The following is a 14,341-nucleotide window of genomic DNA, read 5'->3' as shown; positions in this document are numbered from 1 at the left end:
TTATAACCGCGTTTTTCCCATACCTTTACAGCCTTCCCATGGCGCCCTTTCTTCTGACCAATTCGAACCCCTTCAGGGTTGTAACCGTTTTGGCCGAAAGGTGAGGTACCACCAGAGCCAATCATTCGGTTGCCGCCCTCGTGTTTTTTCTCTTGATTCTCGAGACGATCTTTCAAGGCATCCATGAGCTCTTCAAAACCGCCCATAGATTCAATTTCTTCTTTCTCTTCGTCAGTAAGAAACTTTTGAAGCTCAGACTTTAACCAATCTTCGGGAATCAGTTCGTTTAACAACTCATCCATAGCTTCAATGCCTTTGAAGTAGCTCTCAAAAGCACGATCAAACTTGTCGAAATTTTTCTCATCCTTTACTAGGCACAAACGACTCAAGTAATAAAAGTCGTCGATCGACGCAAAAGCGAGATGGTTCTCAAGCGCATTGATAAGATCCAACAACTCCTTAATGGTTGCAGGAACCTTATTTCTGCGAACTTCCTGAAAAAAGCCAATCAGCATGGATTACCCCTTGCGTCGAGCCATAAACGCTAAGCGCTGTAACAACTGTACGTCTTGTTCATTTTTGAGCAATGCGCCATACATTGGTGGAATCGCTTTGCTAGGGTCACGTTCGCGTAAAAGCGCTTCACCTACTTCGTCTGCCATTAGGAGTTTCAACCAATCTATCAATTCACTAGTAGATGGTTTCTTCTTAAGGCCTGGTACCTTACGCACGTCGAAGAACACGTCTAAAGCATCTCTAAGAAGCTCTTTTTTGATGTCTGGATAATGCACTTCAACGATTTTCTGCATGGTTTCGGCATCAGGGAAATCAATATAGTGAAAGAAGCAGCGGCGCAAGAATGCATCAGGCAGTTCTTTTTCGTTATTACTCGTGATGAGAACAATTGGGCGATTTTTAGCAACGATTCGCTCTTGTGTTTCGTAAACATAAAACTCCATTTTGTCGATCTCAAGTAAGAGGTCATTTGGAAACTCAATATCAGCTTTGTCGATTTCATCGATCAACAGAATGACACGCTCTTCTGCCTCGAATGCTTCCCACAGTTTACCCTTCACAATGTAGTTAGAAATGTCGTGTACTTTATCGACACCAAGCTGAGAGTCACGTAGGCGAGATACTGCATCGTACTCGTACAAACCTTGCTGCGCTTTCGTGGTTGATTTGATATGCCACTGAATCAAACGAGCGTCTAGGGATTTTGCTAACTGCTCAGCAAGCATGGTCTTACCCGTGCCAGGCTCACCTTTAATTAGTAGAGGTTTTTGCAATGTAATCGCCGAATTAACAGCCATTTGAAGATCACTAGTAGCGACGTATTCGTTTGTACCCTTGAAACTCATAACCAATTCCTAAAACATTTGTTGTAGCGCGAGCATTTTAATCTATGCCTAGCCTCTGCGGGTATTCAAAATATAGAATACTGTGTTCAGATACCAGAGTTGATGGTTCATCGCGCACGGAATACCCAATATAACTCATGAAACTAATCGGACATGACGATTCATCCGTAGCGTCGAGCAGAACTACTTTCAGGAAAATACATGAAGACAAAAATTATTCTTTTGGCTCACGGAAGCAGTAATACGAGTTGGTCCGACGCCTTTTTTGATATGACAAAAACATTGCGCGAGCAATTTGATCAAGCCGACTTAGCCTTTATGGAGCTAAGCGAGCCTAGCCTGCAAGACGTTTGTGCACACGCTGCGAGCGAGGGATACGAGCAAATACAGGTTCTCCCCTTATTTTTCGCGACAGGCCGACACTTGAAGAAAGATGTGCCGAACATGATTAAAGAGATCAAAAACGATCTGTCGGTCGATATAAAACTTCTACCCGCTATTGGGGAGTTGCCTGAGTTTCGCGACGCGCTAATGACAATCGTGCAAAGTAAACTATAAGTCAGATCAAGGCGTAGCGATTCATACTGAACTTGCCATGTTACAGGATGCGACAATGCAAACACATTATGATTACTTGGTCACTGGTGGTACTGGACTGATAGGTTCAACATTTATTAAGTCGCTACCAGCCGGCATCACAGTTCTTGTATTAACAAGACAAAAGCACCCAAAACGTCTCGATAAGGTCACAGCGAACCTTAAGTTGATTAGCAACTTAAATGATATTAGCGACGACACGATAATCGATCACGTGATTAATTTAGCGGGTGAGCCAATTGTCGATCGCCCATGGACCGAGTCACGCAAGCAGGTTCTACGCAGCTCACGAATCGGAGTAACTGAACAACTTGCAGATCTGTCGGCTCGTCTAGCAAAGCCCTTTAAAACCCTCGTATCCGGTTCAGCAATTGGTTACTACGGTTCAGATAACGGCACTCAGTGTAGCGAAACAAGTCCTAGAGGGAGCGATTTCGCCGCAAGCTTGTGCAGCGGGTGGGAGCAAGCTGCTACGACAATCAGATCCGAGCGAAGGACAGTATTAAGGATCTCTATTGTTTTGTCCGGAGATGGCGGAATGCTCGCTAAGCTCTATCCGAGTTTTATATTAGGCGCCGGCTCAGTGATAGGTGATGGCAAACAAATGATGTCTTGGATTCATATTTCAGACCTGGTTGAACTTATTCATCAGGCTATCAATGATCAATCAATGGAAGGCGCATTCAATGCTGTCGCCCCTATAAACACGACTAATCAGGAATTTAGCCGCGTACTCGCTCAAAATCTTAGGCGCCCTCTACTATTGAAAATGCCAACTATTGTGACGAAATGGATCTTTGGTCAGCGTAGCGATTTACTTCTCGGAAATCAGGATGTTGTTTCGGATAAGCTTCAGGCTTTAAGCTATAGTTTTAAATATCCTGAAATTCACGACGCACTTTCTCAGATCTATAAGCATAAGAGATAGGCGTCTTTTAAACCGGCAGTCGAACTTGCGTAATCAACACCTTGTTAAAGTATTAACTTATCTAATCACATTAGCCACTTTAACAAACGCTCACGCATCTACCGATACGAACAGCGCGCAAAGTAGTTTCATTGAACACAGCTATATTTCATGCAGCGTATTGAGCGCAGAGCAGCTTACAATTGCCCAGCTCGCGCAGCGTGGGGTTAGTGAGGATCAAGCTCTTAAAAACCTCCCCCAAAAAACCAAGAATGCCAGTTCGCGTATTAAACAGGTTTATCAACTGATTAGTGATGAAGGCATCTTAAACGCCTACTCTATTATCAACAGCAACTATGCGCGATGTGCAAAACTTGTCCATGAGCGCGATGGGGCGCCTGCTCAAGATATGTATGAGTTTGGTTTTTATTATTGTGCCGGTGAGAATAAAATTCGTTACGAAACGATTTTACGAATTAATAATAGCTTCAACATTGATCGCGTACTTGCTGAGACACCAGACTCCCATTTTGATGTCGCAATTAACTACTTTAAGCTCATCGAATCGAAAGGACTTTTAGCCGGATTTGATTACACAGCGAACAATTTAAAGGCCTGTTTAGAGCGTATTAGATAATTTTTAATTTCTTTAATTATTTTTGTTGACTTGAAAAAACATTGCGCCTAATATTCGCGCCACTTCGACGAAGTACAGATGTGTCCCGTTCGTCTAGAGGCCTAGGACACCGCCCTTTCACGGCGGTAACAGGGGTTCGACTCCCCTACGGGATGCCACTTTCTTCGTTAGCAAATTAACCACTTACGGTTTCCGTAACGTGGTTTTTTTGTGCCTGAATTTTGTTATTTTAGGTTTTGTGCTCACAGACCTCCGCAAAGTTCATAAGCTCGTCTACACTAATAATTCAAGCGTACAAAAACAAATGCTCACTCATAGAGCTCATCGCGTATTTACCTGAAGTTATGCAAAAACAAGACGTCTTATTGGCTCGTCAGCCTATTTATAATCGACAAAAAGAAGTACATGCGTACGAGCTACTCTTCAGGGATAACGAAGAAAATAAAGCAACTTTTTTCTGCGATCTCAGCGCAACATCAAACGTGCTTTTAAACCTGTTCACTGAAACGGACCTAGAATTTGTGACGTGTGGATTACCCGCGTTTATTAACTTTTCAGGCGAACTGTTAATGGAAAAGCCCATCTTTGATCCTCACATGGTGGTCATCGAAATCCTTGAGCACGTTAAAATTACTCCAAGCTTCATAAAGCGCGTCATTGCGCTTAAGAAAGTCGGTTATACGATTGCGCTGGACGACGTAGTAAAAGCACCTCACTACAAACCTCTGCTTCCTTATATCGATATCGTGAAAATCGATCTACCTAGTTTGAGTGAAGATGAGTTGCGACAATCAGTCGACTATCTAAAGGACTTCGACGTCACTTTGCTTGCCGAAAAAGTTGAAACTCACGAAGAGTTTCAACTTTGTTCCGATTTAGGCTTTGAGTTGTTTCAGGGTTATTTTCTTGCTAAGCCTGAATTGGTTAAGGGTAAAAAATTAAACACCAACCAAATATCGGTACTTGGGCTAATCGCTGAACTCCAAGACCCCAATATAGACATAAACCACGTCAGCGATATTATAAGCCAAGACCCCATTATCAGTTTTAAGTTACTGAAATTGATTAATTCAGCCGCTTATCGACGCACGAAAGAAATTGACTCAATTAAATCAGCTGTCGCCTTACTTGGTTTAAAGCGCATTAAAAGTTGGGCAACACTGCTTGCGTTGAGCAAACTTGATAACAAGCCTGATGCACTACAATACATCGCCATTGTTCGTGCAATGACCTGTGAAAAACTCGCGGACTTTGTAAGTTCAGATTTACAGAATGAATTCTATACAACTGGTCTGCTCAGTTGTTTAGACGCGTTTTTTGACCAACCTATCGATCAAGTTATTGAAAGTATTCCAATTAAAGACTCAATGCGCTCTGCACTGATGGAACGTAAAGGCGTGCAAGGTTTAATATTGCAATCTACACTGCTTTTCGAACAAGGTTTACTTGAACAAATAGACTGGAAGGCTCTCGGCGAACTGGGCTTAGATGGGCAAACCTTTAACGACATTTATTATGAATGCTCTGCAATAGCACTAGAGGCAACCGCAGCTTAATCACACACGGAAGAAAACTATGAGCTCAAAACACGTACTTGTCATTAATTGCGGTAGCTCTTCATTAAAGTACGCGTTATACGCCGTAGGCGACGCCACCCCATTACAAACCGGTCTCGCTGAAGAACTTAATAGCACCAATGCAAGGCATATTTCAAAAGATCTTTCTGGAAATAGGCAAAGCTTTGACACGCCAAATGCTTCTCACGGCGACTCAATTCAAGCAATTGTTGACGCACTCAACTGCGAATTTAACTTAAGCAATTCATTAATTGCTGTCGGGCATCGCGTTGTTCATGGCGGCGAGCGATTTAATAAAGCAACGCTCATCGACGATTCTGTGTTAGCGGAAATTAAACAATGCATTCAACTCGCGCCCTTACATAACCCAGCAAATATTACTGGCATAGAACTTTTGCAAAGTCAGTTTCCTGGGGTACCGCAAGTTGCTGTCTTTGACACAGCGTTTCATCAAACTATGCCCGAGCACGCATATCGCTATGCGATACCAAGCGAGTTTTATACTAAGTACGGCGTAAGACGATACGGGTTTCATGGAACAAGTCATCAATATGTAGCTAGTTCGACCGCACAACATATTGGCAAACCTATTGAAAATTGCTCCTTTATAACTGCACACCTTGGTAACGGCGCAAGTGTATGCGCGATCGAGAATGGCAAGAGCGTTGACACCAGCATGGGCATGACACCGCTTGAGGGATTAGTTATGGGCACCCGAAGTGGTGACGTAGACCCAGGCCTTATCGGCTTTTTAGGTTTACAAGGTTATGACTGTACTCAGATTGATAAAATCTTGAACAAACAAAGCGGCCTTCTTGGTCTATCTGGCATTTCAAACGATTGCCGAACACTTGAGGAACAAGCATCTAAAGGAAACAAAGATGCCCAACTCGCGTTAAAAGTGTTCAGCTATCGTCTCGCCAAATATATCGCAGGCATGCGCATTGCGCTGACTCAATGCGACGGTCTGATCTTCACAGGCGGTATTGGCGAAAACTCGGTATTTATTCGGAAAGAAACTGTGGCCCTTCTTAATGGTCTCGGTTTCATAATTGATGAAGAACTCAATCGCGACATTACTGACAATGTATGCGCCATTCAATCAACAGACAGCTTACCTATATTTGTATCACGCACCGACGAAGAACGTTTAATTGCGGAGCAAAGTGCTGCACTCTGTTCGTAAATGAAACCTATTTTTAAATTTAACAGCTACGGATTAAGCAGATGAGTAAGGCTTTTTTCTTAACAACTACCGCACAGAATTCAGGACTAACGTCAGTCACATACGGTTTGGTATACGCCTTAGAACGGCTCGGCGTTAACGTAGGTGTATTTCAGCCAATTAGCTATCAAGTCGGGCACGACGACAACTCAAAATATTTTGCCAAAGTCCTTAATATCGAAAGCGATGTGGAGATCATTTCACTATCAGACGCGCAAATGTTGATGAGTGAAAATAAAGGTGGTTTGTTGATGGAACGTATTGTTGCTAACTATGAAAAAGTAGCAGCTAAGAAAGACGTGATCGTTGTTGAAGGTATTCCGAATGATAGAAATGAAGCCTATTTAACACGACTTAATATCGATATTGCCCAGAATCTAAATGCGCCCGTTATTCTTGTCGCCGACGTCAATCAACGGACACCCACTCAATTATCTAAACACCTTAAAGTTGCGGCTTCGCTATATCACGGCACGGAGAGTCCTGACGTGCTTGGAGTAGTATTAAATCGCGTTGGAGAAATATCTGATGAGGACTTTTCAGCGCGCCTCGTTTCAATAAGTGACCTAAATGTATTTACCAATAATTTCCATTTAATTGGTGCAATACCACTTCTAAAAGAACTCGCAGCCCCAAGGGTCAGTGATCTTAAGTACACATTAGAAGTTAACTCGCTTAACGAAGGTGAATCAGACTATCGCCGAATTTATGACATCGTGTTTGCTGCAAAGACCGTAGACAATATCATTCCTAGGCTAACGCCTGGCACGCTTGTGGTAACACCGTCAGACCGAAGTGACGTCATTGTCGCTGCGTGTATGGCTGGCTTATCAGGCATTCCTCTCGCGGGCATATTGCTCACAAGTGATTCGAATATCGACCCTCGCATACACAAGCTTTGCGCAGCCGCTTTAAAAGCTGGTTTACCGCTTCTATCAACACCAACTGACACATTTAGAACGGCAGCAGCTCTTGCTAACCTTAACCGTGTCGTGCAGGTCGATGATGAAGCCAGAATGCGTCAGGTTGTGAGTATGGTTTCCGAGCATCTCGATTTGGAATGGCTCGCTCAAGTATGCGCCAAAGAGCGAAAGAGTCGCCTGTCGCCCCCTGCATTTCGCCACATGCTTACGTCTCGCGCTCGTTCCGCCAAAAAACGTATCGTTTTACCTGAAGGAAACGAACCGCGCACCGTTGCTGCTGCGATTGCTTGCCAAGAAAGGAATATCGCTCAATGCGTTATGATTGGGGAGCGCAGCGACATTAGCTCGGTTGCTGAAGCACAAGGTCTGACATTTCTAGATGAAATAGAAGTCATCAATCCCGACGAAGTGCGTGAAAGATACGTTCCTCATATGGTGGAGGCACGCAAGCACAAAGGCTTAGCGCCTGATATGGCACGCTCTCTACTTGAAGATAATGTAGTTCTTGCGACGATGATGGTTGCCTTAGATGAAGTAGACGGATTAGTTTCAGGTGCTGTACACACGACAGCAAATACTGTTCGCCCAGCACTTCAGTTAATCAAAACTGCACCATCAGCCACTGTTGTCTCTTCGGTCTTCTTTATGTGCTTGCCAGAGCAAGTACTGGTCTATGGTGACTGTGCAATCAATCCAGACCCTAACGCTGAAGAGTTGGCGGACATCGCGATACAGAGTGCAGACTCAGCCCTAGCTTTTGGAATTGAGCCAAAAGTAGCGATGATTAGCTACAGCACAGGCGCTAGCGGTGCGGGGGCCGATGTCGAGAAAGTAAAACAAGCAACTGAGATCGCAAAAGCTCGTCGTCCAGACCTTTTGATCGATGGACCTTTGCAATATGACGCTGCTGCAATTGAAAGTGTCGCAGCGAAGAAAGCGCCAAACAGCCCTGTTGCGGGACAAGCAACGGTATTTATCTTCCCCGACCTGAACACTGGAAACACGACGTACAAAGCTGTTCAGCGAAGTGCGAATGTCATAAGCATGGGCCCGATGCTCCAAGGTCTAAACAAGCCGGTTAATGATTTATCGAGAGGCGCATTAGTAGATGACATCATCTACACGATTGCGCTCACGGCGATTCAATCAAAACAAGCAGACGACGCTAAAGAACAAGCTCAGCAATAATTATGGGATGATCAGAGTAAGGTGCCATCGATATACTTTGGTACCGCTGACACGAGAAACCTTTGTACAAGACATGGTCGATCATATAACGAAGCTTTCGCTTGGCCTTATGCTCTACTGAGTCGCAGGAAACTGATGCATTGCGCAGCTCTAGCTGCTTTTCTAGTGTTTTGAGAACTGGAGAAGCACGAAAGTCATTAAAATCACCTAATACAACAATGCGCGCTTGATCAAATTGTTGCACACCTTTCACCAAACCCTTTGATTGCATTAATCGCTTTGAGGCCTTTTTGGGTGACTCCTTCCGCTTTGATAAAAAATGCGTAGTAGCAAAAGAAACATCTTTATCGGTATCACCGATTCGGTATCTGAGGGTTAAGCCTAAGACTTTAGATAACCGTTTAGGCTTATAGCCATCCACATGCCCTGACGGGAATCCAAAATCTGTGACCTTAATTTGCTCTGCATCTTTCCAAACAAACGCAACATCTTGCCCCGTTGCCGTATCACGCCCTTGTTTGAATGCATAAGACCAGCCCTCACCAAGTGCATCGACGATATCTTTCGCAACCTGCTTATTTTCGATTTCGATAAACGCAACAAGATCTATACTTTGATCAAGAATAAGTTCACGATAGAACCCAAGTTTTTTGTCGTAATCAGAAACAGACGGATCACCCTTATTGAATCTTGATCCGTCGACATGACCATCATGAGGAGTCCAAAACCACTCGGAATTAAGTGTTGCCACGCGAAGCGTTTTTTCTGCACTAGCTAGAGTCGAGACACCCACAAATAGGATTACAAAAACGACTGAGACAAATATCCGCAACCGTGACATGTAACTAAGCTTCTTGAAGCAAGTGAGAAGTCTCTTCAGCGAAGCCTGCGCCAACCTCAGAGTAGTAATTGAACACCACATCCACACCATGAGATAAAAGCAGTAGACGCTCATCATCATGCTGCGCAACGGCTGAAATCTTTCCCTTGTAATCGCGTAATTTGAGCTGTTCAATAATGTTGATCATTTCTTCTACATTAGGGATCGCGAGCATCACAAGTTTTACTCGGTCAAGATCCTGCGATTCCCAGAACTCAATATCATCTGCGTCGCCATGAATCACATTTGTGATGCCATTATTGATGTGCCCTGCAACACGTGACTCATCTATCTCTACACCCCAAACAACATTACCTCCGGCTTTAACCAGCGCGTGATAGGCACCTAAGCCAACGCGGCCAAGCCCGACGAGCATCACATCAGCGCCCTGCGCAACCTGACTACACATGGATGTATTCGCGTTTGCACGCTGAAAACCTTGCAAGCGGCCGGACAGCTTTGCATAAAACAAATGTGCTTTTTTATAGATAAGTGAGGTGATGACAAAGCTCTGCGCTGTCGTGATTGCTAGGATAATTAGCCACTCTTGAGCCAATAAACCTTCTCGAATACTAAGCGCTGCAACAATTAACCCAAACTCACTAAAATTCGATAACAGCAATGCACTAAGAAACGCCGTGCGCGCGCGTAAAGACATCACGCAAAACACTGCGTAAAATAGTATGAATTTGAGCGGCAATAACAGCAGAAGAAGTGAAGCTAAAATAAACATTGAGAAATCGGGCAAGGCTGACAAGCCAATACTCAAGAAGAAGGACACTAAGAATAAGTCTTTAAACGAGATAAGTGATTTATATAACTCGCCTGACTTACTACTTGTCGCAACTAACATCCCAACAAGCAATGCACCCAAGTCACCTTTTACATTCACCAGTTCAAATAGCGCATAGGCGCCAAGCGCGAGCATAAGCCCACTCAAGGGCAACAATTCTCCGTGACCAGTTTTATTCAAAAGCTTATCGACGAAACGAGTAAGAAGTGGCAGCCCTAGTAACAACAATGCCCAAAATGAAGGCACTTTGCCGGTCGCAACCACGAGAAAAGCGACGGCGATAATGTCCTGAATAATCAGCACACCCACTGCGATAACGCTTTGTCGACTGCGGATTTCTCCGGAATCTTCGAGTACCTTGATGACGCAAACTGTACTACTAAAACTCAGCGCGAAAATGAGTAGCGCAGTCTGTTCTACAGAGAGTTCAAAAACTAATAAACCAGCCCACGCCATTACTGCGTTAATAACGAAGCATAAGGCAATCCACAAACTCATGTGACTGATTGCCGAACCCCAAACTTCTTTTTGAATGAGGTCTCTTACATTTATTTTTAGGCCGATCGTAAAGAGCATTAAGGTAATGCCTAAATCAGCGAGTCGTTGAATATCATCCGTTAAGGTGTAGCCCGCAAAATGCAAACCGAAACCCGCGAGCAAGTATCCAACTAATGGAGGTAGGCCAAGGACCTTAGCGGTCAGACCAGAAAAATAAGCGGCCAAAATTAAGGCTATGCTCATACGCAACAAATCCTGAGGTTTTGGTGTATAAAGTAATCAATTACTTAAACAAGATACTTTTTGTTATACAAATGCTTATCGAGCTGCGGTCTAAAATCAGCGGATGCATCCATAGACTTTAAAATCCAATAATGCCCGCTAACCAGTCGATCAATATACAAACTATCAACCGGAGGTTTAAATCGTTCTAAGTTTTTGAAAAACAGACCTGTGTGCTCCATCGCATCAACATGAAGTTTTGACTCGCCGTAATTAAAAGGTTGTCCGGCAAATGGCTGAAAAAAAATGTCCCGCCAAAGTTTATAGAAGTCAGAACCAGGACTTGCTTTATTTGCCACGCGCGCCCCGAGTCTTATCAAGGCCTCATCCAAGGCTGCATAATCCTCGTCGATAGCACTAACGACCGAATCTCGATAGGCCTGAACAATTTCAGGCTTCAACTCTTTGATACAACCAAAATCATAAATAATGATTGAGCCATCGGGTCGAAATGCAAAATTACCGGGGTGTGGATCACCATGAATGCACTGACCAGAAAACAATTGATCACTCAACATTTTAAAGACCCGCTCAGCAATCACAGATCTTTGCTGCTCGGTATATCCCAGCGAAACAAGATCTTCGGCCGCATCACCCTCAACTAACCCCAGTGTTAAAACACGCTTTGTGGAATATTTATCGAAGACTTCGGGTATTATTATCCCTTCGTCTTTCGAGTGAAACTGAGCAAAACGATTTAAGTTATGAGCTTCTAAAGTGTAATCGAGCTCTTCTTTTAAACGATCTCTTAATTCATTAAACAACGCGTCGACACTTTCTTTTGGCATTTTTAATAAACCGCCAAGCTTGAGTGTGAGTTTTAATTGCTTTAAATCTGAATCAACAGAACGGTCTACTCCCGGATATTGCACCTTAACGATGACGTCTTCGCCGTTTAAAGTGACCGCCCGGTGTACTTGACCTATAGAGGCCGCCGCGTAGGGTTCTTCGTCAAAAGTCTTAAATAGATCGGTGATAGGCTTACCTAATTCTGACTCGACTTGCTCTTTAATCACTGAAAACTCGACAGGAGGCGCTTGCTTCTGGAGCTTCTTCAAGGCTTGCGAGAATTCCTCAGGGAGAAAATCTTGAGTCTGAGAGACGATCTGACCGACTTTCATTACCGCGCCTTTCAACTCGCCAAGCGTTTCTGTAATGTCATCAGCCATTTTTTCGTAACTAGCGGCTTTTCGACGATCACGATCATCGCCCTTACTGACAACATCAACTAGTTTGTCACCTGCATATCGTGCAGCAACACTAGCCGTCATCCCTGCAAGCTTTACAAAACGCTTTGTTCGGCTCTGAGCCGGTTTCTTCCCTGCCACCTGCTTACCTGTCACCTACTAATCTGTCACACAAAACAACGTTGTACTGGGGAAAATCTATCTGCTGCTCCCCTGCTTTTAGACTCAAATTAAGCCGATCATTATTTTTCAGCACGCCGACACCTTTTGGAGTACCGGTAAACAAAATATCCCCTTTACGTAAACTGAACACAGACGTAACTTCTTGTATTAAGGCAGGGATATCAAATAGCATGTCTGAAGTCATACCATCTTGCACGACCTCATCATTAATAAGGAGCTGGAAATTAATCTGGTTCAAATCCTGATCACTGAAAGGAATAAAAGACGTGAGTACTGAAGCGCCATCGAAAGATTTCGCTCTTTCCCACGGATGCCCCTTTTCTTTTAATTTAGCTTGAAGCCCACGATCCGTGAGATCAAGCCCAAGTCCTAAACCAGCAATATCCTGACTAACATCGACTGGAGCGTCGACGTTTATGTCCCGCCCGATTAAGACAGTGAGTTCAGCCTCGTAATGAATACCTTCGCGTGGAATTACGACTTGCTCACTGGTTTGAATAGTAGATTCCGGTTTAATAAATAGAATTGGCGCCTTGGGTATGGGATTGTTTAGCTCTTTCGCGTGCTCCGCGTAATTTCGGCCAATACACACAAGCTTTGAGCAACGCGCGTCAAACTCTTTACCGTCAAACCAAACCGGCTGATACATCTACTACTCCATAGGTTAATTAGTCGAATATTTTGCCAGGATTCATAAGTCCTTTCGGATCGAATACCTGCTTGATACCTTTCATCAAAGCAATGTCTGCTGCGCTGCGTGTGTATTGCAAATAATCCTTTTTCACAAGACCAACCCCATGCTCAGCAGAAACACTCCCGCCATGCTTTTCAACGATATCAAAGACCCATTTGTTCACATCAACACATTTTGCGAAAAACTCATCCGCGGGCAAATCTTCTGGCTTCAGTATGTTGAGGTGTAAATTGCCATCTCCGATATGACCGAACCAAATTATTTCGAAATCAGGGTAATGCGTGGTGACAACCTCGTCGATTTCCGTGAGAAACTCGGGGACTTTTGAAACCACGACGCTTATATCGTTTTTATACGGAGTACGCGGCGCAATCGATTCAGAAATCCCTTCACGTAAACGCCATAAGTTCATAGCCTGCGTTTCGCTTTGGCTAATCACCCCATCAATTACCCAGCCTTGTTCAACGCAGTGTTCAAACAACTCCATCGCCGAATCCATTACCGCGTCATTGCTCGCCTCAAACTCTAGCAAGGCATAATAAGGTGCTTCAGATTCAAACGGCGCTGGCACATCTGCGTGCGCACGCACATGGTCCATCGCTTGATGTGAAAAGAACTCATAGGCAGTCAAATCGAGCTTGCCTTGGAAAGACTTAAGAACATCCATCGTATTAGTAATATCGTTAAGACCCAGAACAAGTACAGTCAGATTCTCAGGTTGACGCGTCAGGCGCATGGTAGCTTCGGTAATTAAACCCAAGGTACCTTCTGCACCAATGAACAAATGGCGCAAGTCATAGCCAGTGTTGTTTTTGAGCAAATCAGAGTTCAAGTTCAGAACTTCGCCAGCGCCGGTGACGACAGTTAAACCCAAGACCCAATCTCGTGACATACCGTATTTGATTACCTTGATTCCGCCAGCATTGGTACTCAAATTACCTCCAATTTGGCTTGAACCGGCAGAGGCAAAGTCAACCGGATAGTAAAGACCTTGTTCTTCAGCGAAATTCTGTAATTGCTCAGTGACTACGCCAGCTTGAACTTTGACACAGCGATCACTTGCACTGAAATCAACGATTTGATTCATGTAGTCAAAGCTAACGACGACCTCTCCATTAGTCGCGACAGCACCACCGCTTAACCCTGTACGCCCACCAGATGGAACGATTGCAAACTCTAGTTCGTTTGCCAGCTTAACGATGGCTTGCACCTGCTCTGTACTGCGCGGAAATGCAATGGCCAAGGGTGCCACCTCATACATCTTTGTCCAGTCTTTACCGTGCGTAGCTAGTGAGTCTGCATCTGTACGAAGCTTTCCCTCATCTAGTATGTTTGTTAGCGCATTAATAATTTGATCAACAGCGGCCATGCTTTCCTCGCGTACTACTAAGTTTTCAAGTTGGAGTGAT

Annotated in this window: 12 protein-coding genes, 1 tRNA gene and 1 pseudogene; 7 read left to right on the top strand and 7 right to left on the bottom strand. The window is 44.1% G+C overall.

Going from position 1 to position 14,341, the window contains the following annotated elements:
• Positions 1–515, bottom strand: a pseudogene (locus A3738_RS16465) (hypothetical protein); the annotation flags it as partial.
• A 3-nt stretch (positions 516–518) separates the two neighbouring features.
• Positions 519–1,361 carry a MoxR family ATPase gene (locus A3738_RS16460; protein WP_068479702.1) on the bottom strand — a complete coding sequence of 281 codons (843 nt, stop codon included), beginning with the start codon at positions 1,359–1,361 and terminating at the stop codon, positions 519–521.
• A gap of 201 nt (positions 1,362–1,562) precedes the next feature.
• Between A3738_RS16460 and A3738_RS16455 the strand changes: the two genes are divergently transcribed.
• The 7 genes from A3738_RS16455 (at position 1,563) to pta (ending at position 8,415) form a co-directional block, all read left to right on the top strand.
• The gene (locus A3738_RS16455; RefSeq protein ID WP_068477186.1) at positions 1,563–1,919 is read left to right on the top strand and encodes a sirohydrochlorin chelatase; all 357 of its coding nucleotides are present in this window, start codon (positions 1,563–1,565) and stop codon (positions 1,917–1,919) included.
• Between the two features lie 55 nt (positions 1,920–1,974).
• Entirely contained in the window at positions 1,975–2,886 is a 912-nt protein-coding gene (locus A3738_RS16450; protein WP_068503042.1) for a TIGR01777 family oxidoreductase, read from the top strand.
• A gap of 25 nt (positions 2,887–2,911) precedes the next feature.
• The gene (locus A3738_RS16445; RefSeq protein WP_068479700.1) at positions 2,912–3,502 is read left to right on the top strand and encodes a hypothetical protein; all 591 of its coding nucleotides are present in this window, start codon (positions 2,912–2,914) and stop codon (positions 3,500–3,502) included.
• Between the two features lie 82 nt (positions 3,503–3,584).
• Positions 3,585–3,660: transfer RNA gene (locus A3738_RS16440), tRNA-Glu, on the top strand.
• 186 nt (positions 3,661–3,846) lie between these two features.
• Complete coding sequence (locus tag A3738_RS16435; RefSeq protein ID WP_068479698.1) at positions 3,847–5,058, top strand: EAL and HDOD domain-containing protein; 1,212 nt, start codon at positions 3,847–3,849, stop codon at positions 5,056–5,058.
• Between the two features lie 19 nt (positions 5,059–5,077).
• Complete coding sequence (locus tag A3738_RS16430; protein ID WP_068479696.1) at positions 5,078–6,265, top strand: acetate/propionate family kinase; 1,188 nt, start codon at positions 5,078–5,080, stop codon at positions 6,263–6,265.
• A gap of 41 nt (positions 6,266–6,306) precedes the next feature.
• Complete coding sequence (pta, locus tag A3738_RS16425) at positions 6,307–8,415, top strand: phosphate acetyltransferase (RefSeq protein ID WP_068479694.1); 2,109 nt, start codon at positions 6,307–6,309, stop codon at positions 8,413–8,415.
• Here the strand turns inward: pta and A3738_RS16420 are convergent.
• From A3738_RS16420 to A3738_RS16400, 5 genes are all read right to left on the bottom strand, one after another.
• On the bottom strand, positions 8,393–9,166 hold the full coding sequence (locus tag A3738_RS16420) for a hypothetical protein (protein WP_156504256.1): 774 nt from the start codon (positions 9,164–9,166) through the stop codon (positions 8,393–8,395). The genes pta and A3738_RS16420 overlap by 23 nt on opposite strands.
• Positions 9,167–9,260: 94 nt before the next feature.
• The gene (locus A3738_RS16415) at positions 9,261–10,829 is read right to left on the bottom strand and encodes a cation:proton antiporter family protein (protein ID WP_068479690.1); all 1,569 of its coding nucleotides are present in this window, start codon (positions 10,827–10,829) and stop codon (positions 9,261–9,263) included.
• Between the two features lie 44 nt (positions 10,830–10,873).
• A complete protein-coding gene (locus tag A3738_RS16410; protein WP_231876678.1) occupies positions 10,874–12,211 on the bottom strand; it encodes an AarF/ABC1/UbiB kinase family protein in 1,338 nt (445 codons plus the stop codon).
• Positions 12,201–12,887, bottom strand: coding sequence for a fumarylacetoacetate hydrolase family protein (locus tag A3738_RS16405; protein ID WP_068479688.1), 687 nt, complete (start codon positions 12,885–12,887; stop codon positions 12,201–12,203). Before A3738_RS16405 ends, A3738_RS16410 begins: the two co-directional genes overlap by 11 nt.
• Before the next feature lie 19 nt (positions 12,888–12,906).
• Positions 12,907–14,301 (bottom strand): FAD-binding oxidoreductase, encoded by a 1,395-nt coding sequence (locus A3738_RS16400; protein ID WP_068479685.1) that lies wholly within the window; start codon positions 14,299–14,301, stop codon positions 12,907–12,909.
• Between the last annotated feature and the right edge of the window lie 40 nt (positions 14,302–14,341).

Source organism: Oleiphilus sp. HI0066, assembly GCF_001635725.1.
This window is presented reverse-complemented; position numbering and strand designations above follow the sequence as displayed.